This is a genomic window from Marmoricola sp. Leaf446 (assembly GCF_001424755.1).
In the GTDB taxonomy this organism is placed as follows: Bacteria; Actinomycetota; Actinomycetes; order Propionibacteriales; family Nocardioidaceae; genus Marmoricola.
In genome coordinates, this window is record NZ_LMRF01000001.1 from 469,792 (window position 1) to 492,565 (window position 22,774).

Below are 22,774 nucleotides of genomic sequence, written 5' to 3' on the forward strand. Positions count from 1 at the left end.
CCTCGGACCATGAGCACCCTGCGCATCGACCACGCCGTCTCCAGCGGCACCTTCAGCCTCGACGGCGAGACCCACGAGGTCGAGAACAACCTGTGGGTGGTCGGCAACGACGACGAGTGCGTCGTCATCGACGCCCCGCACAGCGTCGAGGACATCCTCGCCCTGGTCGGCGGCCGGCAGGTCAAGGCGATCATCGCCACCCACGCCCACGACGACCACGTGCGCGTGGCCCCCGAGCTGCGCGAGCGCGTCACCGCGCCGATCCTGCTGCACCCGGCCGACCGCGAGGTCTGGGAGCTCACCCACACCGACCACCTGTGGGACGTCGACCTCGAGGACGGCCAGTCGGTCAAGGTCGCCGGCGCCTCGATCAAGGTGCTCCACACGCCGGGCCACGCGCCGGGCGCGGTCAGCCTCTACGTCCACGACCTCGGCTGCGTCTTCACCGGCGACACCCTCTTCGAGGGCGGTCCCGGCGCCACCGGACGCTCCTTCAGCGACGAGGACCTGATCAAGGACTCGATCCGCACCAAGCTCTTCGACCTGCCCGACGAGACCGTCGTGCACACCGGCCACGGGCCCGACACCACGATCGGTGCCGAGCGCGCCAACCTCGGGTGACCCGGCTGCGGCTGCTCGGCCGCGTGCTCTTCGGCGTCCTGCTGGTGGCCTCGCTGGTCTCGTTCCTCACTCCGGCCGACGACCTCGCCGACCCCGGCGTCGACGACAAGGTGATGCACGCGCTGACCTTCCTCGCGCTCACCCTGTCCGGCGTGCTCGCGGGGGTCCGGCCGCCTCCGCTGCTGGCCGGGCTGGCGGCGTACGCCGTGGGCACCGAGGTGCTCCAGCACCTGCTCCCGCTCGGGCGCCACGGCGACGCGCTCGACGCCCTGGCCGACCTGGTCGGGGTGCTCGTGGGACTGCTGCTCGCGACCGGCGCCCGCACCCTCAGCCGGCGTGCGCGGCCCGCCCGGCCCGCCGCTCCCGCACCACCTCGAGCACCCCGACCGCGGTAGCCGCCAGCACGAAGCACAGCGAGACCCCCACCGCGACGGCCAGCGCCACGGCGTACGACGTGGGGCCGGGGCCGGCGACCGCGGCGAAGAACGCCGCCCCGATGACCGCCTGCCCGACCGCGAGGCCCACCCGCTGCGCGGTCTGGAGCACGCCGCCGGCGGTGCTGCCGACGACGGGGTCGACCTCGGCGAGGGTGAGCGCCTGGTTGGGCGTGATCACCGCGCCGTTGCCGACGCCCATGAGGAACAGCGGCAGCGCGAGGGCGTACGCCGCGACCCCGGGCGGGGTCAGGTGGGCCGCGACCGCCAGCGAGACGCCGCCGACGCCGAAGACCGCGGTGCCGACCACGGTGAGCGGCCGCCCGACCCGGGTGACGAAGCGCCCGGCGGCCTGCGCGGCGACCGCGCTGCCGACCGCGAACGCCGTGACCGCCAGCGCGGTGTGCAGCGCGCTGTAGTCCAGGCCGCGCTGGAAGTAGAGCGTGAGCACGAGCGGGATGCCCGCCTGCGCCGGGAAGTAGAGCAGCGCCAGCACCACGCCGGAGGTGTACGACGGCTGCCGGAACAGCCGCAGGTCGACCAGCGGGTCGAGCCGGGAGCGGGTGAGCCGCCGCTCGCGGCGCCAGAACCCGGCCAGCAGCGCCGCGGCCGGCACCAGCAGGCCGAGCACGACCGGGCCGACCCGCTCCAGCTCGACGGCGATGAACAGCACGCAGAAGGTCGCCGCCCCCAGCAGCAGCGACCCGACGACGTCGAGCCGGTGGCGTCCCGTCGACGGGGTCTCGGGCAGCAGCCGCCGGGCCAGCACGAGCACCACGACGGCGATCGGGACGTTGACGAAGAACACCAGCCGCCAGCCCAGCTCGGGGCCGCCGACCGCGATCAGCAGGCCGCCGACCATCGGGCCCAGCGCGACGCCGAGACCGACCGTGGTGCCGAGCGCCCCGAACGCGCGGCCGCGCTCCTCGCCGCGGAACATCTGCTGGACCAGCCCCGAGACCTGCGGGTTGATCAGGCCGCCCGCGACGCCCTGCAGCACCCGGGCCGCGATCAGCAGCTCGGGCGTGGGGGCGAGACCGGCGACCGCGCTGGTGACCGCGAACCCGACCACGCCGACCTGGAACATCAGCTTGCGGCCGTGGTCGTCTCCGAGCCGTCCGGCGAGCACCGGCACCAGGCCGAAGGCGAGGGTGTAGCCGCTGACGATCCACTGCAGCTCGGCCGGGCCGGCGCCGGTGGCGTCGCTGATCGAGGGCAGCGCGACGTTGGTGATGGAGACGTCGAGCAGGGTCATGAAGAGCGCGCTGCAGCACACCAGCAGGGCCAGCCAGCGGTTGGTCGGGGCGGCGGTCGGTGCCGGAGTGCCGTGGTCCTCGCGGGCGTGCTGCTCGTGGGGGAGCTCGCTCACGCCGGCGGCTCCACCAGCAGCGCCACGCCCTTGCCCGCGACCCGGGTCATCACCAGGGTCGCCTCGGCGGTCCCGCGCAGCGCCAGCCGCCTGCGCAGCTCCTCGGGCACCACCTGGACGCCGCGCTTCTTGATCGTCAGCCGGCCCACGCCCCGCTCGCGCAGCGCGGCGCGCAGCGACTTCTCGCGGTAGGGCAGCTCCTCGACGACGCGGTAGCAGCGCGCGAACGGCGTCGCCACCGGCGCCGGTGCGCCGACGTAGGCGATGTGCGGGTCGAGCAGGTGTCCGTCGGCCAGCGCCGCGACCGCCTGCACCAGGCCGGCGCGGATGACGGCACCGTCCGGCTCCAGGACGTACGCCGGCAGGCCGTCCGCCTCGCGCAGCGACCCCTCGGCCGGCAGGTCCTCGTCGGTCAGCGTGGCCAGGCCGGCGGCCGCTCGTCCTGAGCCCGTCGAGGGGATCACGGTCGCCCGCCGAGCGGTGGTGGCGAGCCGGCCCGACCACAGCACCGCCTCCTTGACCTCGCGGCGGTCGCTGACCCACTCCGCCTCGACGCCGTCCGGCACGACGTCGTGGGGCAGGCCCGGCGCGAGCTTGACGCAGGCGTCGCGGGTCAGCAGGTCGAGCACGAACGGCCACGGGGGCGTCCAGCCGTCGACGTCGAAGACCCGGCCGCGAGCGGAGCGGCGGGCCGGGTCGGCGTACGCCACGTCGAAGGCGGTCGTGTCCACCTCGGTCGCGTCGGCGACGCCGACGGCACCGCCCAGCCCGAGCGCGGCCAGGTTGGCGCGGGCGACCTCGACCCGCACGGGGTCGAGGTCGACGCCGGCGACGGTGAGCCCGGCCCGCGCCAGCGCGACCAGGTCGCCGCCGATGCCGCAGCCGAGGTCGACCACCGTCTGCAGTCCCGAGGCGCGCAGCCGGGCGGCGCGGTGGGCGGCGACCGGGGCGCGGGTGGCCTGCTCGAGGCCGTCGGGGGTGAAGTACATCCGGGCCGCGTCCTCGCCCAGCTTGGCCGTCGCGCGTCGCCTCAGCTCCACCTGGGTCAGCGCCGCGGCGACGTGCTCCGGGGCCGCCGTACGCCGCAACGACTCCGCGTCGGACAGCGACCTCGGGTCGAGGCCCGCCGCCCGCCCGAGCAGTCGCTGGCCGTCGTCGGTGAGCAGCCAGCGGAAGGCGTCGAGGTCCACCCGGCCATCCTGGACCACCGGTGGGCCGGCGGCCCGGGCCGGGGACGGCTGCGCGGGGGAGGGGCGGCCTGGCACTCGGCGGATGTGAGTGCTAGTTTTTCGTTGGCACTCTCCCCGTGAGTGTGCCAGCGCTTGTACGGCGTACGACCCCCGCGACGGCGTGCTCCGCCACAAGTGCCGAACTTGCAAGCCAACCCCAGACAACTGCGTGGAAAGTGGAGGTCGACACCGTGTCGGTCAACATCAAGCCCCTCGAGGACCGGATCGTCGTCAAGGCCCTGGAGGCCGAGCAGACCACGGCGTCCGGCCTGGTCATCCCGGACACCGCCAAGGAGAAGCCCCAGGAGGGCGAGGTCCTGAGCATCGGTCCCGGCCGCGTCGACGACAACGGCAACCGCGTCCCGCTCGACGTGCAGGTCGGCGACAAGGTCATCTACAGCAAGTACGGCGGCACCGAGGTGAAGTACGCCGGCGAGGAGTACCTCATCCTCTCCGCGCGCGACGTCCTCGCCGTCGTCTCCTGATCCACCTGCACCACCCCTGATCCACCGCCAGTCCGGGCCCCGGTCGTCCGCGAGCCCGCTCGCCGACGTACCCCGGCCCGGACTGTCGTTTCCTGACCCGACCGGAAGGAGCATCCACCGAGATGCCGAAGATCCTGGAGTTCGACGAGCACGCCCGCCGCTCGCTGGAGCGGGGCGTCGACGCCCTCGCCAACGCCGTCAAGGTGACGCTGGGCCCGCGTGGCCGCTACGTCGTCCTGGACAAAAAGTGGGGAGCCCCCACGATCACCAACGACGGTGTCACCGTCGCGCGTGAGATCGAGCTGGACGACCCCTTCGAGAACCTCGGGGCCCAGCTGACCAAGGAGGTGGCCACCAAGACCAACGACGTCGCCGGTGACGGCACCACCACCGCCACCGTCCTGGCCCAGGCCATGGTCCACGAGGGCATCCGCGCCGTCGCCGCCGGCGCCAACCCGCTGGCGCTCAAGCGCGGCATGGACCTCGCGTCCGCGTCGGTGTGCGAGGCCCTCTCGGCCGCCGCCCGCGACGTCGACGACCGCTCCGACATGGCGGCCGTGGCCACCGTGTCCAGCCGCGACGCCCACATCGGCGACCTGCTCGCGCAGGCCTTCGACAAGGTCGGCAAGGACGGTGTCATCACGGTCGAGGAGTCCAACACCATGGGCACCGACCTCGAGTTCACCGAGGGCATGCAGTTCGACAAGGGCTACCTGTCGCCCTACTTCGTCACCGACCAGGAGTCGATGGAGGCCGTCCTCGACGACCCCTACATCCTGCTGCACCAGGGGAAGATCTCGGCCATCGCCGAGCTGCTGCCCCTGCTGGAGAAGGTCATCCAGGCCGGCAAGCCGCTGTTCATCCTGGCCGAGGACGTCGAGGGCGAGGCGCTCTCGACCCTGGTCGTCAACAAGATCCGCGGCACCTTCAACGCCGTCGCCGTCAAGGCCCCGGCCTTCGGTGACCGCCGCAAGGCGATGATGCAGGACATCGCCACCCTCACCGGTGGCCAGGTCGTCGCCCCCGAGGTCGGCCTCAAGCTCGACCAGGTCGGTCTCGACGTGCTCGGCACCGCCCGTCGCATCGTGGTCACCAAGGACAACACCACGATCGTCGAGGGCGGCGGCAAGGCCGACGAGGTCAACGGCCGCGTCAACCAGATCAAGGCCGAGATCGACGCCACCGACTCCGACTGGGACCGCGAGAAGCTCCAGGAGCGTCTCGCCAAGCTCGCCGGCGGCGTCTGCGTCGTCCGCGTGGGTGCGGCCACCGAGGTCGAGCTCAAGGAGAAGAAGCACCGCATCGAGGACGCCGTCTCCGCGACGCGCGCCGCGATCGAGGAGGGCATCGTCGCCGGTGGCGGCTCCGCCCTCGTCCACGCGGCCTCCGCCCTCACCGACCTCGGCCTGACCGGCGACGAGGCGACCGGCGTGCGCATCGTCCGCCGCTCCGTCGACGAGCCGCTGCGCTGGATCGCCGAGAACGGTGGCGAGCAGGGCTACGTCGTGGTCGCCAAGGTGCGCGAGCTCGGCGTCGGCAACGGCTACAACGCCGCGACCGGCGAGTACGGCGACCTGGTCTCCCAGGGCGTCCTCGACCCGGTCAAGGTCACCAAGTCGGCGCTCACCAACGCCACCTCCATCGCGGGCATGCTGCTCACCACCGAGACCCTCGTGGTGGACAAGCCCGAGGAGGAGGAGCCGGACGCCGGTGGTCACGGCCACGGGCACGGCCACGGCCACTGAGCCCCTCGCTCCACCAGCTCCACCAGCTCGAGCTCTCCGGCCCGTCGCGCTCTGCGCGGCGGGCCGGTGTGCGTCTGGAGCTGCTGATTACCCGGACGTCCGGGTAATCAGGAGCTTGTCCGCCGTCGCAACAGCGGCCAAGTGCCTGAAAAGGCTGCCAAGCAGCCCGAGATGTCCGAGTGTCCGGTCCGGCTGCCCGTCGTACGCCGCTGCGCTGCCCGGCCGGAGGTCTGGCTGCTCGGCCGGGGTTGTTTCTCCGGCGGGGTGACGGTTTCCCAGGCGACCTTGGGAAACCGCCAAGCCCGAAGAGCAGGCCCGCCCCCCGGGAGACGACCCGCCCTACCCGCCCGCCTGCTCGCCCAGCGCCTCGGCGGCCTCGTCGATGATCCCGCGCATGGCCGCCTCGGCGGCGGGGGCGTCGCCCTCCCGGACGGCGCGGGCGACGGCGTCGTGGAGGGCGATGGCGACCGGGTTGGGGCGGGCCGGCATCAGGTCGTGGTGGGTGCGGCCGGCCAGGACCTCGGCCACGACGTCGGCCAGGGCCCGGATCATCTCGTTGCCGCTGGCGGCGAGCAGCGTGGCGTGGAAGCGCACGTCGGCGACGAGGTAGGCCTCCAGGTCGCCGGTCCGGCCGTGGACGGCCATGTCGCTGACGGCGGCGGCGAGGGTGGCGCACTGCTCGGTGGTGGCGCGGGTCGCGGCCAACGAGGCGGCGACCGGTTCGAACCCGCGGCGCAGCTCGGCCAGGGACAGCAGCTGTGCCGCCCGGTCGTCGCCGGCGAGCCGCCACCGGATCAGGCGGGGGTCGAAGACGTGCCACCGCTCGCGCGGCTGCACCGTGACGCCCACCCGGCGGCGCGAGGTGAGCATCCCCATCGAGTCAAGGACGCGCACCGCCTCGCGGGCGACCGGGACCGAGACGCCGTGCTCGCGCGCGATGCCCTCCAGCGTCAGCACGGTGCCCGCGGGGAGTCCGTCCGCGACCAGGCGTTCGCCGAGGGCGTCGAGCAGCTCGGCGTGCAGCGCGCCGTGCACGCGGGGGACGGTCATGCCGCGATCCTGGCAGGCGCCACCCTGGAAGGAAAGATCTGATCAATATGCGGCGACCTCTTGCAAAGATCAGATCTTTGGCGGCATGCTGTGGCGACCATCACAGACGCCGCCCGTGGGCGGCACCCCGGGAGCCACGCATGCCAGCACCCCCTCGACCGGCCGCGGCCGGCAGCCCCCTCGTCGTCGTCATGGGCGTCTCCGGCTCGGGCAAGTCCACCGTCGGGGCCGCGCTCGCGCAGCGCCTCGGGGTGCCGTACGCCGACGCCGACGACTTTCACCCCGACGCCAACATCGCCAAGATGAGCGCCGGCCACGCGCTCGACGACAACGACCGCGGGCCCTGGCTCGACGCGGTGGGCGCCTGGTTGGCCGACCACGACGCCTCGGGCGGCGTGATGAGCTGCTCGGCGCTCAAGGTGGCCTACCGCGACCAGCTGCGCCGCCACGCGCCGCGCGCCGAGCTGGTCCACCTCGACGGCACCCGCGAGGTCATCGCGCGGCGCCAGGCCAGCCGACCCGGTCACTTCATGCCGGCCTCGCTGCTGGACTCCCAGTTCGCCACGCTCGAGCCGCTCGGCCCGGACGAGCAGGGCCAGGTGATCGGCGTCGACCAGTCCGTCGACGCGATCGTCCAGGCCTACGTCGACCAGCACCCCACCACCGAGAGCAGGACCCGATGATCCCGTTGCCACAGCTCCTCCTGCCCGGCGCCGACGCCGCGCCGCTGGCCGAGCCCGTCGCCTCCGGCCTCCAGCTGGTCGTCGCCGCCCTGGCCGCGATCGCGCTGATCGTCGTGCTGATCACCTGGGCCAAGGTCCACCCGTTCCTGGCGCTGATCCTCGGCGGGCTGACCGTCGGCGTCGTCGCCGGCCAGAACATCAACGACGTCATCACCAGCTTCTCCACCGGCTTCGGCACCACGGCCGCGGGCGTGGGCGCGCTGATCGCCCTGGGTGCGATGTTCGCCAAGCTGCTGGCCGACTCCGGCGGCGCCGACCAGATCGTCGACACCATCGTCTCGCGCGCCTCGGCCCGGACGCTGCCGTGGGCGATGGCCGGCGTGGGTGCGCTCATCGGGCTGCCGATGTTCTTCGAGATCGGCCTCGTGCTGCTGATGCCGGTGATCTACCTCGTCGCCCGCCGCGCCCAGATGTCGGTGATCGCGATCGGCATCCCGACGCTGGCCGGCCTCTCCGCGATGCACGGCCTCGTCCCGCCCCACCCCGGTCCGCTCGTGGCCATCGACTCGCTGGGCGCCGACCTCGGCACCACGCTGCTCTTCGGCGTCATCGTCGCGGTCCCGACCGTCGTGGTCGCCGGTCCGCTGTTCGGCAAGCTGGCCGGCCGCTGGGTCGACGTACCGGCTCCGGAGCTGTTCGAGTCCCGCGAGGAGAAGCCGGTCGAGAGCCGTCCCGGCTTCGGCGTCACCCTGTTCACGGTGCTGCTGCCCGTCGCGCTGATGATGCTCAAGGCGCTGGTCGACATCTTCATCACCGACGAGGAGAACACCGTCCGCCAGGTCTTCGACGTGATCGGCAACCCCTTCACCGCGCTGCTGATCGCCGTCCTGGTCGCGATGTTCACCTTCGGCCGCGGCTCGGGCATGGACCGCGCCGGCATCACGAAGTCGGTCGAGACCTCGCTCCCGGCGATCGCCGGCATCCTGCTCATCGTCGCCGCCGGCGGCGGGTTCAAGCAGGTCCTGGTCGACACCGGTGTGGGCACGTTGCTCGCTGACTGGGCCCGCGACGCCAACGTCTCGGTGCTCCTCCTCGCCTGGTTCGTGGCCGTGCTGATCCGGCTCGCCACCGGCTCCGCGACCGTGGCCACCATCACCGCCTCGGCGCTGATGCTCGGCCTGGTCGAGGGCCTCAGCCAGCCCGAGGTGTCCCTGGTCGTCCTGGCCATCGGTGCCGGCTCGGTGTTCTTCAGCCACGTCAACGACGCGGGCTTCTGGCTGGTCAAGGAGTACTTCGGCCTCTCGGTCGGCCAGACGATCAAGTCCTGGTCACTGATGGAGACCGTCCTGTCGGTGTCCGGCCTGGTGTTCGTGCTGCTGCTCGGGCTGGTCGTCTGAGCAGCCCCCCGCCGGCGTACTCCGAGACGAGAAGCACCGTCGCGAGCCCTCGCGCGGTGATCCTCGTCTCGGACTACCCGGCCGCGCGGAGCCGGGGGACGACCGGCCGCGCACGGGCCGACATGGGCTCGCCGCGGATCGTGCGGGCGAGTTGACCTGGCCGAAATACGGACGCATCGGATCCGCAACACGGGCCCAGCACAGTGACGCACATGTTCTTCCGAGTGCGTGCCTCGCTGACGGACCGTCCCGGTGCGCTCGCGAGGCTCGCCTCGACCTGCGGGGAAGCGGGCCTCAACATCCTGGGCCTGCAGCTGTTCCCCGATCTCGGGAAGGTCACCGACGAGCTGGTGATCAGCACGCCCGAGGGCTGGACCGCGCGGGCGGTCGCTGAGCTCGTGGGTGGTGCAGGCGGGGACGAGGTGAGCGTCGAACCCTGCACCACCCACGACCTGATCGACCAGCCCACGCGGTGGCTCGCCGCCGCCCAGGACGTGGTGGGCGACCCCACCCGGCTGCCGGAGCTGCTGGACAAGCTGCTGGGGCCGCACCCGGAGCGGTGGACGGCCACGGAGCACTCCCGTGCCGGCGCGCTGACGGCGCTGGCCGAGGCGGGCGACCGGGACGAGGCCGCGCCGGCCGTCGGTCGGCCGCGCTCCGCCGGGGTGGTGTACGCCGCGTCGCCGACCGGGCTCGTGGCCCGCATCGGTGGTCACACGGTCGGGGTGGCGACGGTCGCGCCGACCGACGCCCAGGAGGTGACCATCGAGGTCGCCCCCGCCTGGCGCCGGCTGGGCATCGGCTCCGCCCTGCTCCAGCGCGCCTGCGACCTGGTGGCCGACCGCGGCCTGGGCGAGATGGTGCTGCTGGCGCCGGCCGAGGACGAGGGCTTCGTCTCGATGGTCTGCAGCACCGGGATGCGCGCCCGGATCCGGGTGACGCAGGGCGTGCTGCAGGCCCGGATCCCCTTGGCGGGCCACGGCGCCCGCGGCACCGCCACCGCCGTCGGCTGAGCGCCGGGACGGCCCATCCGCGCCCGAGCCGGGGGAAGAAGGCGCCGTCGCCGACGGTTAGGATCGAGGTCCGTCCCACCCGCTCCGGAAGGCCCCGCGACGATGACCTCCGACGACGTCCCCGCCAAGTTCGCGACGCTGGGCCTGACCTACGACGACGTCCTGCTGCTGCCCGGCGAGACCGACGTGATCCCCAGCGAGGTGGACACCGCCACCCGGCTGACCCGCGGCATCTCGCTGCGTACGCCGCTGATCTCCAGCGCCATGGACACCGTCACCGAGTCGCGGATGGCGATCGCGATGGCCCGGCAGGGCGGCATCGGCATCCTGCACCGCAACCTCTCCATCGAGGACCAGGCCTACCAGGTCGACCTGGTCAAGCGGACCCAGACCGGCATGATCTCCAACCCCGTCGTGATCGGCCCCGACGCGACGCTGGAGGAGCTCGACGCCATCTGCGGCGAGTACCGCGTCTCCGGGCTGCCCGTCGTCGACGTCGACCACCGGCTGCTCGGCATCATCACCAACCGCGACCTGCGGTTCACCCCGGTCGCGGAGTGGGCCACGACCAAGGTCGACGAGGTGATGACGCCGATGCCGCTCATCACCGCTCCCGTCGGCATCTCCCGCGACGACGCCACCGCGCTGCTGCGCCAGCACAAGCGCGAGCGGCTCCCGATCCTCGACGAGCAGGGCCGGCTGGCCGGGCTCATCACCGTCAAGGACTTCGTGAAGTCCGAGCAGTTCCCGATGGCCTCCAACGACGCCGACGGGCGGCTGCTCGTGGGGGCAGCGGTCGGCTACTTCGGCGAGTCCTGGGAGCGGGCCACCACGCTGGTCGAGGCGGGCGTCGACGTGCTCGTCGTCGACACCGCGCACGGTCACGCCCGGCTGCTGCTCGACATGGTCCGCCGCCTCAAGTCCGACCCGGCGACGCAGCACGTGCAGGTGATCGGCGGCAACGTCGCCACCCGCGCCGGCGCGCAGGCGCTCGTCGACGCCGGTGTCGACGCCGTCAAGGTGGGCGTGGGGCCGGGCTCGATCTGCACGACCCGCGTCGTCGCCGGGGTCGGCGTGCCCCAGGTCACCGCGGTCCACGAGGCCTCGCTCGCCTGCGGCCCGGCCGACGTGCCGCTGATCGCCGACGGCGGGCTGCAGTACTCCGGCGACATCGCCAAGGCGCTGGTCGCGGGAGCCGAGTCGGTGATGTTCGGCTCGCTCCTGGCCGGCTGTGAGGAGAGCCCGGGTGAGCTGGTCTTCGTCAACGGCAAGCAGTACAAGTCCTACCGCGGCATGGGCTCGCTGGCCGCCATGAGCAGCCGCGGCAAGAAGTCCTACTCCAAGGACCGCTACTTCCAGGCCGACGTCGAGAGCGACGACAAGATCGTGCCCGAGGGCATCGAGGGCCAGGTCGCCTACCGCGGCCCGCTCGCCGCCGTCGCTCACCAGCTGCTGGGCGGACTGCACCAGTCGATGTTCTACGTCGGCGCCCGCACCGTCCCCGAGCTGCGCGAGCGCGGCCGCTTCGTCCGGATCACCTCGGCCGGGCTCAAGGAGAGCCACCCGCACGACGTGCAGATCACGGCCGAGGCGCCCAACTACTCCTGGCGCTGAGCGGTGCGGGTCACACGACTGCGCCGCTACCCCGTCAAGGCCATGGCGGGCGAGGCGCTCGAGGTCGCCGAGGTCGACCACCGCGGGCTGGTGGGCGACCGCTGGTACGCCGTGGTCGACGACGACGGCCGGTTCGCCAGCGGCAAGGCCGGCCGTCGGTTCCGTCGTCGCGACGAGGTGCTCGCCCACGCGGCGGCCACGACGACCGACGGGGTCCGCGTCAGCGGCCCGGGCGGCGCGTGGGCGGTGGGCGACCCCGCCCTCGACGCCGCGCTGAGCGAGGAGATGGGCGCCCGGGTGCGCGTGCTCCCCGAGGCAGGGGCTCCCCACCAGGACGCCGCTGCGGTGTCGCTGGTGGGCACCGCCACCCTCGACTGGTGCCGCGAGCACCTGGGCGTCGACGGCGAGGTCCGGCGGCTGCGCGCCAACCTGCTCGTCGAGACCGAGGAGCCGTTCGTCGAGGAGGGGTGGGAGGACACCGAGGTCGAGGTCGGCGGGGTGGTGCTCCACCTGCTCGGGCGCACCGTGCGCTGCCGGATGGTCGACGCCGCCCAGGACGGCCTCACCGAGCAGCCGGGTCTGCTCACGGCACTCGGCCGCGAGCGCGACGCCTGCCTCGGTGTGTACGCCGAGGTCCGCACGCCCGGGACGATCCGGGTCGGCGACCCGGTGCGGCCCCGGCGAAGGTCGCGGTGAGCGCACCCGTCCTGGTCCGGCCCCTCGTGGAGCAGGACTGGCCGCAGGTGCACGCCCTCGTGGTCGAGGTGGCCCGGGCGGGCGAGACCTACGCGCTCGAGGTGCCCGCCGGAGAGCAGGAGACCCGCGACTTCTGGGCCGGCGAGCTCCTCGTGGTGGCGGTGGACGCCCAGGACCCGGCCCACGTCCTCGGCACGGCCAAGGCGGGCCCCAACCGGCCCGCGCAGGGCAGCCACGTCGGCACCGCGTCGTTCATGGTCGCCGCAGCGGCCCGCGGCCGCGGGGTGGGGCGGCTGCTGGGCGAGCACGTCGTCTCCTGGCACCGCGAGGCGGGCTACGCCGCCATCCAGTTCAACGCGGTCGTCGCCACCAACACCGCGGCGGTCGCGCTGTGGCGCTCGCTGGGCTTCGCCGTCGTGGGCCGGGTGCCCGGCGCCTTCCGGCGTCCCTCCGGCGAGGTGACCGACCTGCTGGTGATGCACCGCGACCTGGCCGACGCGCCGACCCCCACCCCGGCGGTGGACGACGCCGCCGCCGCGGACCGCGCCCGGGTGCTCGACGCCGCCGAGCGCTGCTTCCCGGCGCAGGGGTGGGCGGGCACCACGCTGCAGCACCTCGCCGAGGAGGCGGGTGTCACCACCTCACGGGTCCACCGCGTCCTGGGCACCAAGGGCGAGGTGTTCTCGGCGATGGTGTGGCGCACCATCATCGGCGACCGGGCCGACCTGCAGTCGGTCTTCGACGACCTGCGCCTGACCGAGGAGCCCGACGTCGACGTACGCCTGACCAGGGTCGCCGACACCGTCCTGCACGCCGCCTCGGGGATGGCCCACCTCGTGCCGGTCATCGCCGAGGCGGTGTCGCGCGACGCCACCGTGCGCGGCATCGTGCAGGGAGCCGAGCTGCAGCGGGTCGGCACCTCGCGGATGCTGGTGCGCGCCCTCACCCGCGGCGCGGCCCCGCGTCCCGACGCCGTGGTGGAGGTGCAGATGCTCTGCTCGGGGGAGGCCTACCGTTCGATGGCGGCCTTCGGCTGGTCGCACGAGCGGCACGCCGCCTGGTTGCGCCAGGCCTTCGACCACGCGGTCAACGGCCCGGGCGCGACCCCGGGGCCGGGCGCGAGCACCGATAGGCTCCCCGGGTGACCGAGATCGAGATCGGCCGTGCCAAGCGCGGTCGCCGCGCCTACGCCTTCGACGACATCGCGATCGTCCCGAGCCGTCGCACCCGCGACCCCGAGGAGGTCTCGACCGCCTGGCAGATCGACGCCTACCGGTTCGACCTGCCGATCCTCGCCGCCCCGATGGACTCCGTGATGTCGCCGGAGACCGCGATCGCCTTCGGTGGTCACGGCGGGCTGGGCGTGCTCAACCTCGAGGGCCTGTGGACGCGCTACGACGACCCGAGCGACCTGCTGGTCGAGGTCGCCGGCCTCACCGGCCCCGACGCCGTGCGCCGGATGCAGGAGATCTACACCGCCCCGATCCGGGCCGAGCTGATCACCGAGCGCATCCGCGAGGTCCGCGACGCCGGGGTGGCCGTGGCGGGCTCGCTGAGCCCGCAGCGCACCAAGGAGTTCGCCAAGACCGTCGTCGACGCCGGCGTCGACATGTTCGTCATCCGCGGCACCACCGTGAGCGCCGAGCACGTGTCCTCCAACGCCGAGCCGCTGAACCTCAAGGAGTTCATCTACGAGCTCGACGTCCCCGTCATCGTCGGCGGCTGCGCCACCCACCAGGCGGCGCTGCACCTCATGCGCACCGGCGCGGCCGGCGTCCTCGTCGGCTTCGGCGGGGGAGCGGCGCATACCACCCGCACCGTGCTCGGCGTCGCCGTCCCGATGGCCAGTGCGGTGGCCGACGTCGCCGCGGCCCGCCGCGACTACATGGACGAGTCGGGCGGGCGCTACGTCCACGTGATCGCCGACGGCTCGATCGGCCGCAGCGGCGACATCGCCAAGGCGATCGCCTGCGGGGCCGACGCGGTGATGATCGGCTCGCCGCTGGCGCGGGCCACCGACGCCCCCGGGCGCGGCTTCCACTGGGGCGCCGAGGCGCACCACCCGGAGCTCCCGAGGGGACAGCGCGTCGAGTTCGGCACCGTCGGGACGCTGGAGGAGATCCTGTTCGGACCCTCGGTCGTGGCCGACGGCACGATGAACCTCGTGGGGGCCCTGAAGCGCGCGATGGCCACCACGGGTTACACGGACGTAAAAGAGTTCCAGCGCATCGAGGTCGTCGTCTCGTAGGAGCGCGGCGCGGTTGACACCTCCGCGCGATACCGCTGGAGTGGGGCGAATCGTTCCGCTCGACGGCTCCGAAGTGAGGCACCGTGTCCGACACGTCCGTGAACACCTCCGACGCCGAGCCCGCCGAAGGGGACCTCAAGCGGTCCATCACCGGCCGACTGCTCTTCTTCTACGTCCTCGGTGACGTGCTGGGATCGGGCATCTACGTCCTCATCGGCGCCGTGGCCGGCGAGGTCGGCGGTGCCTTCTGGGCCGCCTTCGCCGTCGGTGTCACCGTCGCGGCCTTCACCGGCCTCGCCTACGCCGAGCTGGCGACGAAGTTCCCCCGGGCCGCCGGCGCCTCGCTCTACGTCAACAAGGCCTTCGGCAACAAGGGCCTGACCTTCATGACGACCGTGCTCTACCTGTCGGCGACCTTCGCGGCGGCGGGCTCGCTCGCCGCGGGCTTCGCCCGCTACTTCGGCCAGGTCTGGGAGCTGCCGCCCGCCCTGCTCGTGATGATCGTGTTCATCCTGCTGCTGGCTCTGGTCAACTACGTCGGCATCACCGAGTCGGTGGTGGTCAACATGATCATGACCATCGTCGAGGTCACCGGTCTGGTCATCGTCCTGCTGGTGGGGGCCATCTACGTCGGGCAGGGCAAGGCCGACTTCAGCACGCTGACGGACTTCTCCACCGGCGACAGCGTCATCTTCGCCATCATCGCGGGCGTCGCGCTGTCGTTCTTCGCCATGACCGGCTTCGAGAACGCCGCGAACGTCGCCGAGGAGACCATCGACCCCTCGCGCAACTTCCCGCGCGCCCTGATCGGCGGCATGGCCGCCGCGGGTGTCATCTACGTGCTGGTGGCCATGTCGGCCGCGCTCGTGGTCCCGGTCGACACCCTGTCCGGGTCCGACGCCGCGCTGCTGGAGGTCATCCGGGCGGGCGTGCTGCCCGTCTCGGTGTCGGTGATGGTGCTGGTGTTCGCCGTCATCGCGATGGTCGCCATCACCAACACGACGCTGGTCCAGGTCGTCACGCAGTCGCGCATCCTCTACGGCATGGCCCGCGAGGACGTCGTGCCGGCGCCCTTCGCGCGCGTGCACCCCGTGCGCCGGAGCCCCGTCGTCGCGCTGGTCTTCAGCGCGATCGTCGTGGTCGCCCTGCTGGTCGTGGGCGAGCTGCTGAACCGAGCCGGGCTCAAGATCGACATCGTCGAGCGCCTCGCGGCCGTCACGGTGGTGCTGCTGCTCGTCGTCTACGCCGGCGTGATCATCTCCTGCCTGAAGCTGCGGGGCAGTGGCGAGACCGACGACACCTTCCGGGCCCCGACCGCGCTGCTCCTCGTCGGCCTCGTCGGCAACGTGATGCTGCTCTACTACGTGGTCAGCACCGACCCGGGCTCACTGGTCTGGTGCGCCGGGCTGGTGGCCGTCGGGCTCGTGCTGTTCGTGGTGGAGGCCGTCTTCGGCAAGCGTGACCGCCCGGCCGGGACGCGCCGGGGCGAGCAGACCCTCGACGAGGGAAGGAGCTGACATGCACGTCGTCGTCGCCACGGACGGGTCCAAGCAGTCGCTGGCCGCCGCCAAGAAGCTGATGTCCTTCGCCGACCCCGCCAAGATCACCGACATCTCGGTGGTCGGCGTGATCAGCCCCTACGCCTCGGTGGCCTTCGCCGACGAGATCAGCAAGGAGAAGCCGCACGACCGCAGCTTCCGCGAGGCGGCCGAGGACGCCGTCGCCACGGTGGCCGCGGTCTTCGACGGCTGGGGACCCAAGGTCCACCAGCGGCTGCGCAGCGGCTCGCCCGCCAACGAGATCGTCAAGGCGGCCAAGACCCTGGGCGCCGAGCTCGTCGTGGTGGCCAGCGGCAGCCGCGGGCTCAGCGACACGGTGCTCCTGGGCAGCACCGCCCAGCGGGTCCAGCACTCGGCGCCCTGTCCCGTGCTCGTCGTACGACCGGCGCGGCGCAAGAAGTAGGTCGCGCCCGACCCCGGTCGCGGAGGAGGGTGGGCCCATGACCTCCTTCGTCTCGCACACCTCCGTGGACTGCCACGACGCCTTCGCCCTGTCCGAGTTCTGGAAGCAGGTCCTGGAGTACGTCGACGACCCGGACGACGCCAACGAGCCCGGTCACGACGAGTGCTGGATCCAGCGACCCGACGGCGGCCACCCGCTGCTGTTCATCCAGGTGCCCGAGGCCAAGCAGGTCAAGAACCGGATCCACCTCGACCTGCGGCCCAGCGCCGGGAGCCAGGCCGAGGAGCTGGAGCGGCTGCTCGGCATCGGGGCACGGCAGGTCGCCGACCTCCGGGGGCTGCACGGGCCGGGCACCGGCTGGATCGTCCTGGCCGATCCCGAGGGCAACGAGTTCTGCCTGCTGAACCCCGCCGCGCACTAGGCGCGACCCCGCTTCCCGGGGTTCGTAGACTGGGGACACCCCCTGGCGAGGACGTCGGGGGGTCGATGCGCGTGCCCCCAGAAGTGCCAAGGAAGTGTCTGTGCCCCTCCCCACCCCCTCCCCGCTGTCCCCGCTGAGCGCGCTGGTGCTCCGCGAGCCGGTGCTCGCTGGCGCGCTCGCGCGGGCCGACGACGCCGGGGCGGCCCTCGACCTGGTGGGCCCGCAGGCGCTGCGGCCGTTCGTCGTCGAGGGCCTCGTGCGGGCCGGCCGCACCGTGCTGGCCGTCGCGGCCACGGTGCGCGAGGCCGAGGACCTGACCGAGGAGCTGGCCGACCTCCTCGGGGCCGACCAGGTGGCGCTCTTCCCCGCCTGGGAGACGCTGCCGCACGAGCGGCTCAGCCCCCGCAGCGACACCGTCGGTCGCCGGCTGGCGGTGCTGCGGCGGCTGGTGCACCCCGGCACCGACGCCTCCAACGGTCCGCTGCAGGTCGTCGTCGCGCCGGTGCGGTCGGTGCTGCAGCCCCAGGTGAAGGGGCTGGCCGACCTCGAGCCGGTCGAGCTGCAGCCCGGCCAGGAGGTCGAGCTCGAGGACGTCGTCGCCCGGCTCGCCGGAGCGGCGTACTCCCGGGTCGACCTGGTGGAGAAGCGCGGCGAGTTCGCCGTCCGCGGCGGCATCGTCGACGTCTTCCCGCCGACCGAGGAGCACCCGCTGCGCGTGGAGTTCTTCGGCGACGAGGTCGACGAGATCCGCAGCTTCGCCGTCGCCGACCAGCGCACGCTCGAGCCGGTGCAGCGGCTGTGGGCGCCCCCGTGCCGCGAGCTGCTCCTCACCGAGGACGTACGCCGCCGCGCCCGCGAGCTCGGCGAGCAGCACCCGCAGCTGCGCGAGCTCACCGACAAGCTGGCCGAGGGCGTGGCCGTCGAGGGCATGGAGTCGCTGACCCCCGTGCTCGTCGACGAGATGGAGCTGCTGGTCGACCTGCTCCCGGCCGCTTCCCACGTGCTCGTGCTCGACCCCGAGCGGGTGCGCACCCGCGCCCGCGACCTGGTGCAGACGAGCGAGGAGTTCCTCGACGCGAGCTGGGCCGCCGCGGCCTCGGGCGGCACCGCCCCGATCGACCTCGGCTCGGCCTCGCTGCAGGGCATCGCCGAGGTGCGCGAGGTGGTCCGCGAGAGCGGGCGCGCCTGGTGGGGGATCTCGCCGTTCGGCCTCGACCTGGACTCCGGGGCCCTCGAGGTCGGCGCCCAGCCGGCCGAGGCCTACCGCGGCGACGTGGAGCAGGCGGTCGGCGACATCCGCACCGCGCTGGCGGCCGGCCACACCGTGGTGACGCTGCACCAGGGCGCCGGCCCGGCCCAGCGCATGGTCGAGGTGCTCGGCGAGCACGACGTGCCCGCCACGCTGGTGGCCGACCAGGCCTTCGCCGAGCGCGCCGACGGCGTGGTGCAGGTCGGCCAGGGCTGCCTGGCCCACGGCCTGAGCCTCGCCGAGCCCGGGCTGCTGCTGCTCACCGGCGAGGACATCGCCGGGCAGAAGGCCACCACGCGCGACATGCGCAAGATGCCCGCGCGCCGCAAGAAGCAGATCGACCCGCTCGAGCTCAAGGCCGGCGACTTCGTGGTCCACGAGCAGCACGGCGTCGGCCGGTTCGTGGAGATGAAGCAGCGCACCGTCCACGGCGCGGTCCGCGAGTACCTCGTCCTGGAGTACGGCGCCTCCAAGCGCGGCCACCCCGCCGACCGCCTCTACGTGCCCGCCGACGCCCTCGACCAGGTCACCCGCTACGTCGGCGGCGAGCAGCCCAGCCTGGACCGCCTCGGCGGCGCCGACTGGGCCAAGCGCAAGGGCCGCGCCAAGAAGGCCGTGCGCCAGATCGCGGCCGAGCTGATCAAGCTGTACGCCGCCCGGCGGGCCACCAAGGGCCACGCCTTCGGCCCCGACACCCCCTGGCAGACCGAGCTCGAGGACGCCTTCCCGTTCCACGAGACCCCCGACCAGCTGAGCACGGTCGAGGAGGTCAAGGCCGACATGCGCCAGGTGGTCCCGATGGACCGGCTGGTGTGCGGCGACGTCGGCTACGGCAAGACCGAGATCGCGGTCCGGGCGGCGTTCAAGGCGGTGCAGGACGGCAAGCAGGTGGCCGTCCTGGTGCCCACCACGCTGCTGGTGACCCAGCACTTCTCGACCTTCGCCGAGCGGATGAGCGGCTTCCCGGTCACCCTGAAGCCGCTCAGCCGGTTCCAGACCGACAAGGAGGCCAAGGAGGTCATCGCGGGGCTGGCCGACGGGAGCGTCGACATCGTCATCGGCACCCACCGGCTGCTCAACCCCGACATCACGATGAAGGACCTCGGCCTCATCGTGGTCGACGAGGAGCAGCGTTTCGGCGTCGAGCACAAGGAGCAGATGAAGCGGCTGCGCACCAGCGTCGACGTGCTGTCGATGTCCGCGACCCCGATCCCGCGCACCCTGGAGATGGCGATCACGGGCATCCGCGAGATGTCGACGATCGCGACGCCGCCCGAGGAGCGGCACCCGGTGCTGACCTACGTGGGCGGCTACGAGGACCGCCAGGTCGCCGCCGCCGTACGCCGCGAGCTGCTGCGCGACGGCCAGGTGTTCTTCATCCACAACCGGGTCAGCTCGATCGAGAAGGCCGCGGCCAAGATCGCCGAGCTGGTGCCCGAGGCGCGGGTGGCCACCGCCCACGGCCAGATGGGGGAGCACCAGCTCGAGCAGGTCATGCTCGACTTCTGGGAGAAGCGCTTCGACGTGCTGGTGTGCACCACCATCGTCGAGTCGGGTCTCGACGTCTCCAACGCCAACACGATGATCATCGAGCGGGCCGACACCCTCGGCCTGTCCCAGCTGCACCAGCTGCGCGGCCGGGTGGGCCGGTCGCGGGAGCGCGCCTACGCCTACTTCCTCTACCCCCGCGACAAGCCGCTCACCGAGACCGCCCACGAGCGGCTGGCCACCCTGGCCCAGCACTCCGACCTCGGCGGCGGCATGGCGATCGCGATGAAGGACCTCGAGATCCGCGGCGCCGGCAACCTGCTCGGCGGCGAGCAGTCAGGCCACATCGCCGACGTCGGCTTCGACCTCTACGTCCGGCTGGTCGGCGAGGCGGTCGCGGAGTTCCGCCAGGACGGCTCGGCGCCGGAGCAGGCCGTCGAGGTCAAGATCGAGCTGCCGGTCGAGGCGCACCTGCCGCACGACTACGTGCCCAGCGAGCGGCTGCGCCTGGAGATGTACAAGCGGCTGGCCGAGGTGCGCTCCGACGAGGACGTCGCCACGCTGCGCGAGGAGCTGGTCGACCGCTACGGCGAGCCGCCGGCCGAGGTGGTCCGGCTGCTCGGCGTGGCCAGCTTCCGTGCCCGCTGTCGCGAGGCCGGCGTCAGCGAGGTGACGGTGCAGGGCAAGTACGTCCGGTTCCACCCCGTCGAGCTGCCCGAGTCGCGCGTCGTACGCCTGAACCGGCTGCACCCCAAGAGCCTCTACAAGGCTCCCGTGGCTACCATGCTCGTGCCGCGGCCCCAGCCGCCTGGCTTCGGTGCGCCCGCCCCGCGGGACGAGGAGCTGCTCGACTGGGCGCGGCAGGTGATCGACGGGGTGATCGCCCCGGACCAGGCCAAGGCCCCGGTCGGGGCCGGCGCGAGCGAGAGGACCGGATCGTGACTGCACTGCCAGGGAGCCGACGGGCCCGGTGGACGCGCGGCATCGCCCTGATCGGCGCGGGCGGCGTGCTGCTGACCGGGTGCAGCGGCCTCACCCCGGGCACTGCCGCCGTGGTGGACGGCACCCGGATCACCTCGGCGAGCGTGGACGAGCTCGCCGACGCCCAGTGCAGCGCGATCGAGCAGGCGGGCCAGCAGGGCCAGGCGCAGCCGGTCGCGCTGGCGTCGGTGAAGCAGCAGATGCTCTCGCTGCTCATGGACATCGAGATCGACGAGGCGTTCGCCAAGGACGAGGGCATCACCGCGCCCCAGGCGCTGGTGACCTACATCGACGACCAGCTGCAGAGCCAGGTGCAGGGCCTGCGCGGCCGCGCGGGCGAGGTGCTGGGCGCGACCCTCGAGCGGTACGCCGCGAGCCGGGCCGCCGTCGTCCAGGCCGGCGCCGAGGCGGTCGGCCAGCAGCCCAGCCCCGACAACCTCGAGCAGCTCGTCAACGCCGGGCAGGAGCGGCGCGAGCAGTGGGCCGAGGGGGCGCAGATCGACACCGACCCCCGCTACAGCCCCGACGCCGACGGCAGGCCGGGCGGCGGCAGCGGCTCGGTCTCGACGGCCGCCTCCGACTTCGCCAAGCAGGGTGCGGCCGAGCAGGTCGACCCGACCTACGTCGCCGGCCTGCCCGACTCCCAGAAGTGCGGCTGAGCCGCGCGGGGACGATGGACCCGTCGGCCCTGCTCGAGGTCGTCGCGATGATGCGGCGGCTGCGGGGGGAGTGCGGCTGGAAGGCGGCGCAGACCCACCGGACGCTGGCGCGGCACCTGCTCGAGGAGACCTACGAGACCCTCGAGGCGATCGAGTCTGACGGGCCCGACCGGGACGACCACCTGCGCGAGGAGCTCGGCGACCTGCTGCTCCAGGTGCTCTTCCACGCCGCCATCGCCGAGCAGGAGGGTCGCTTCGACCTCGACGACGTCGCCGCCGGCCTCGCCACCAAGCTGCGCCACCGCAACCCGCACGTCTTCGGCGACCTCGTCGAGACCGACCCGGTGCGGATCAACGACGCCTGGGAGGCTGCCAAGGCCACCGAGAAGCAGCGCGACGACCTGTGGGAGGGCATCCCCGCGGCGCTGCCGGCCCTCGCCCTCGCCGCCAAGGTGCTCGAGCGCCACGAGCGCGCCGGCATCGCGGCGCCGGCCCCGGTCGAGCAGCCCGACCCGGCGACCGCGGTCGGCGAGGAGCTCCTCGGCTGCGTCGAGCGGGCGCGGTCGCAGGGCGTGGATCCCGAGCAGGCGCTGCGCGACGCCGTGCGACGGCGACGGCCGTGACCGGCCGGGCCGGTGCCGCGCCGCTCGCCCTCGCGCTGGCCCTCGCACTGGGCCTGGGCGTCGCCGGCTGCGCGCGCGGTCAGGACGACGAGCTGGCGCCGCGCCCGACCCGCACCGTGACCACCACGCCCAGCCCCACGGTGCAGCCGCCCGCCACCGTCCCGCTCGGTGGGGCGACCGGGTTCACCGACGACGGCCTGGTCTGGGCCCAGGGCAGCACGCTCCACGTCGGCAGCCGCACCCTCGACCTCGCGCCGGTCTCCGTGGAGGGGCTGGTGGCCACCCCCGACGGGGCCTACGTGCTCTCGCAGGGGGAGCTGTGGTCGGTCGACCTGCGCCGCGCCGAGGGCACGTCGCTGCCGGGGGTCGAGCGGGTCGGGCTCTCTCGAGACGGTCGCCGCCTGCTGGTGGACCTCCGGGGCGACAGCCGCCGCCGTGCCTACGACCTGGCCTCGGGCCGGCTGGTGCGAGGCGCCGCGCCCGCCCCGCTCCGGGCTCGCGTGCGGGCCGCCGGCCCGGGGGAGTACGCCGTGTCCTCGGCCGCCGACGGCACCCCGCGCGTGACCGGGCCCGACGGCGGCGAGGTCACGGTGCTCGACCTGCCCGACCGGTTCGTGCCGGAGACCTGGCCGACGCCGACGACCGTGGTCGGCCGCGCCGGCGCCTCCGACGGGTCGCGCTCCACCGTCAGCTGCCGCCTGGACGGCACCGCTCGCTGCACCACGCTGGGCGACCCGGACTCCGACGAGCCGGTCGTCCTCGCGGTCGCGGCGCTCCCCGGATAGGGGCACCTGCGCCGTTAGGGTG

21 protein-coding genes are annotated in these 22,774 nt (G+C 73.3%); 18 read left to right on the forward strand and 3 right to left on the reverse strand.

The annotated features are described in order from the left end of the window. Window positions 1-9 precede the first annotated feature (9 nt). Together ASG49_RS02180 and ASG49_RS02185 are read left to right on the forward strand one after the other, a co-directional pair. Complete coding sequence (locus tag ASG49_RS02180) at window positions 10-621, forward strand: MBL fold metallo-hydrolase (protein WP_056536513.1); 612 nt, start codon at window positions 10-12, stop codon at window positions 619-621. Beyond that, complete coding sequence (locus ASG49_RS02185; protein WP_056536516.1) at window positions 618-1,016, forward strand: hypothetical protein; 399 nt, start codon at window positions 618-620, stop codon at window positions 1,014-1,016. The genes ASG49_RS02180 and ASG49_RS02185 overlap by 4 nt, the downstream gene beginning before the upstream one ends. Here the strand turns inward: ASG49_RS02185 and ASG49_RS02190 are convergent. Both ASG49_RS02190 and ASG49_RS02195 read right to left on the reverse strand, forming a co-directional pair. Next, window positions 949-2,424 carry an MFS transporter gene (locus tag ASG49_RS02190; RefSeq protein WP_200936180.1) on the reverse strand — a complete coding sequence of 492 codons (1,476 nt, stop codon included), beginning with the start codon at window positions 2,422-2,424 and terminating at the stop codon, window positions 949-951. The two genes, ASG49_RS02185 and ASG49_RS02190, sit on opposite strands and share 68 nt — an antisense overlap. Further along, window positions 2,421-3,614, reverse strand: coding sequence for a class I SAM-dependent methyltransferase (locus ASG49_RS02195; protein ID WP_056536519.1), 1,194 nt, complete (start codon window positions 3,612-3,614; stop codon window positions 2,421-2,423). Before ASG49_RS02195 ends, ASG49_RS02190 begins: the two co-directional genes overlap by 4 nt. Before the next feature lie 230 nt (window positions 3,615-3,844). On the opposite strand from ASG49_RS02195, the gene groES reads away from it, so the two are divergent. Beyond that, a complete protein-coding gene (gene groES / locus ASG49_RS02200) occupies window positions 3,845-4,138 on the forward strand; it encodes a co-chaperone GroES (RefSeq protein WP_056539586.1) in 294 nt (97 codons plus the stop codon). 122 nt (window positions 4,139-4,260) lie between these two features. Next, on the forward strand, window positions 4,261-5,883 hold the full coding sequence (gene groL / locus ASG49_RS02205; protein ID WP_056536522.1) for a chaperonin GroEL: 1,623 nt from the start codon (window positions 4,261-4,263) through the stop codon (window positions 5,881-5,883). A gap of 339 nt (window positions 5,884-6,222) precedes the next feature. Here the strand turns inward: groL and ASG49_RS02210 are convergent, their stop codons facing one another. Next, window positions 6,223-6,933: a FadR/GntR family transcriptional regulator gene (locus ASG49_RS02210; protein WP_056536525.1), complete on the reverse strand. Its 711-nt coding sequence runs from the start codon at window positions 6,931-6,933 to the stop codon at window positions 6,223-6,225. A gap of 140 nt (window positions 6,934-7,073) precedes the next feature. Here ASG49_RS02210 and ASG49_RS02215 point away from each other — a divergent pair, with 140 nt between their 5' ends. The 14 genes from ASG49_RS02215 (at window position 7,074) to ASG49_RS18470 (ending at window position 22,752) form a co-directional block, all read left to right on the forward strand. Then, on the forward strand, window positions 7,074-7,616 hold the full coding sequence (locus ASG49_RS02215; protein ID WP_056536528.1) for a gluconokinase: 543 nt from the start codon (window positions 7,074-7,076) through the stop codon (window positions 7,614-7,616). A gap of 5 nt (window positions 7,617-7,621) precedes the next feature. Further along, window positions 7,622-9,013 (forward strand): gluconate:H+ symporter, encoded by a 1,392-nt coding sequence (locus ASG49_RS02220; protein ID WP_235561863.1) that lies wholly within the window; start codon window positions 7,622-7,624, stop codon window positions 9,011-9,013. Between the two features lie 212 nt (window positions 9,014-9,225). Beyond that, window positions 9,226-10,026: a GNAT family N-acetyltransferase gene (locus tag ASG49_RS02225; RefSeq protein WP_056536534.1), complete on the forward strand. Its 801-nt coding sequence runs from the start codon at window positions 9,226-9,228 to the stop codon at window positions 10,024-10,026. A gap of 102 nt (window positions 10,027-10,128) precedes the next feature. After that, entirely contained in the window at window positions 10,129-11,640 is a 1,512-nt protein-coding gene (gene guaB, locus ASG49_RS02230) for an IMP dehydrogenase (RefSeq protein ID WP_056536537.1), read from the forward strand. Between the two features lie 3 nt (window positions 11,641-11,643). Further along, window positions 11,644-12,336 (forward strand): MOSC domain-containing protein, encoded by a 693-nt coding sequence (locus tag ASG49_RS02235; RefSeq protein ID WP_056536540.1) that lies wholly within the window; start codon window positions 11,644-11,646, stop codon window positions 12,334-12,336. Continuing rightward, entirely contained in the window at window positions 12,333-13,481 is a 1,149-nt protein-coding gene (locus ASG49_RS18465) for a GNAT family N-acetyltransferase (protein WP_156384148.1), read from the forward strand. Before ASG49_RS02235 ends, ASG49_RS18465 begins: the two co-directional genes overlap by 4 nt. Next, window positions 13,478-14,584 (forward strand): GuaB3 family IMP dehydrogenase-related protein, encoded by a 1,107-nt coding sequence (locus ASG49_RS02245; protein ID WP_056536543.1) that lies wholly within the window; start codon window positions 13,478-13,480, stop codon window positions 14,582-14,584. The genes ASG49_RS18465 and ASG49_RS02245 overlap by 4 nt, the downstream gene beginning before the upstream one ends. 98 nt (window positions 14,585-14,682) lie before the next feature. Beyond that, window positions 14,683-16,101 carry an APC family permease gene (locus ASG49_RS02250; RefSeq protein ID WP_200936181.1) on the forward strand — a complete coding sequence of 473 codons (1,419 nt, stop codon included), beginning with the start codon at window positions 14,683-14,685 and terminating at the stop codon, window positions 16,099-16,101. Window position 16,102: 1 nt separating this feature from the next. Next, entirely contained in the window at window positions 16,103-16,546 is a 444-nt protein-coding gene (locus tag ASG49_RS02255; RefSeq protein ID WP_056536546.1) for a universal stress protein, read from the forward strand. A gap of 37 nt (window positions 16,547-16,583) precedes the next feature. After that, window positions 16,584-16,967 (forward strand): VOC family protein, encoded by a 384-nt coding sequence (locus ASG49_RS02260; protein ID WP_056536549.1) that lies wholly within the window; start codon window positions 16,584-16,586, stop codon window positions 16,965-16,967. A 94-nt stretch (window positions 16,968-17,061) separates the two neighbouring features. Then, window positions 17,062-20,646 (forward strand): transcription-repair coupling factor, encoded by a 3,585-nt coding sequence (mfd, locus tag ASG49_RS02265; protein ID WP_056536552.1) that lies wholly within the window; start codon window positions 17,062-17,064, stop codon window positions 20,644-20,646. Then, a complete protein-coding gene (locus ASG49_RS02270; protein ID WP_156384149.1) occupies window positions 20,643-21,344 on the forward strand; it encodes a hypothetical protein in 702 nt (233 codons plus the stop codon). The genes mfd and ASG49_RS02270 overlap by 4 nt, the downstream gene beginning before the upstream one ends. Then, on the forward strand, window positions 21,335-21,967 hold the full coding sequence (locus tag ASG49_RS02275; RefSeq protein WP_056536558.1) for a MazG family protein: 633 nt from the start codon (window positions 21,335-21,337) through the stop codon (window positions 21,965-21,967). Before ASG49_RS02270 ends, ASG49_RS02275 begins: the two co-directional genes overlap by 10 nt. Next, on the forward strand, window positions 21,964-22,752 hold the full coding sequence (locus tag ASG49_RS18470; protein ID WP_056536562.1) for a hypothetical protein: 789 nt from the start codon (window positions 21,964-21,966) through the stop codon (window positions 22,750-22,752). Before ASG49_RS02275 ends, ASG49_RS18470 begins: the two co-directional genes overlap by 4 nt. Window positions 22,753-22,774: the final 22 nt, after the last annotated feature.

Bases quoted from the DNA above. Each gene is read 5' to 3' on its own strand.
- groL (WP_056536522.1), top strand. From the start codon at position 4,261: ATGCCGAAGATCCTGGAGTTCGACGAGCACGCCCGCCGCTCGCTGGAG.
- ASG49_RS02225 (WP_056536534.1), top strand. From the start codon at position 9,226: ATGTTCTTCCGAGTGCGTGCCTCGCTGACGGACCGTCCCGGTGCGCTC.
- ASG49_RS02255 (WP_056536546.1), top strand. From the start codon at position 16,103: ATGCACGTCGTCGTCGCCACGGACGGGTCCAAGCAGTCGCTGGCCGCC.
- ASG49_RS02210 (WP_056536525.1), bottom strand. From the start codon at position 6,933: ATGACCGTCCCCCGCGTGCACGGCGCGCTGCACGCCGAGCTGCTCGAC.
- ASG49_RS02260 (WP_056536549.1), top strand. From the start codon at position 16,584: ATGACCTCCTTCGTCTCGCACACCTCCGTGGACTGCCACGACGCCTTC.
- ASG49_RS02180 (WP_056536513.1), top strand. From the start codon at position 10: ATGAGCACCCTGCGCATCGACCACGCCGTCTCCAGCGGCACCTTCAGC.
- ASG49_RS02215 (WP_056536528.1), top strand. From the start codon at position 7,074: ATGCCAGCACCCCCTCGACCGGCCGCGGCCGGCAGCCCCCTCGTCGTC.
- guaB (WP_056536537.1), top strand. From the start codon at position 10,129: ATGACCTCCGACGACGTCCCCGCCAAGTTCGCGACGCTGGGCCTGACC.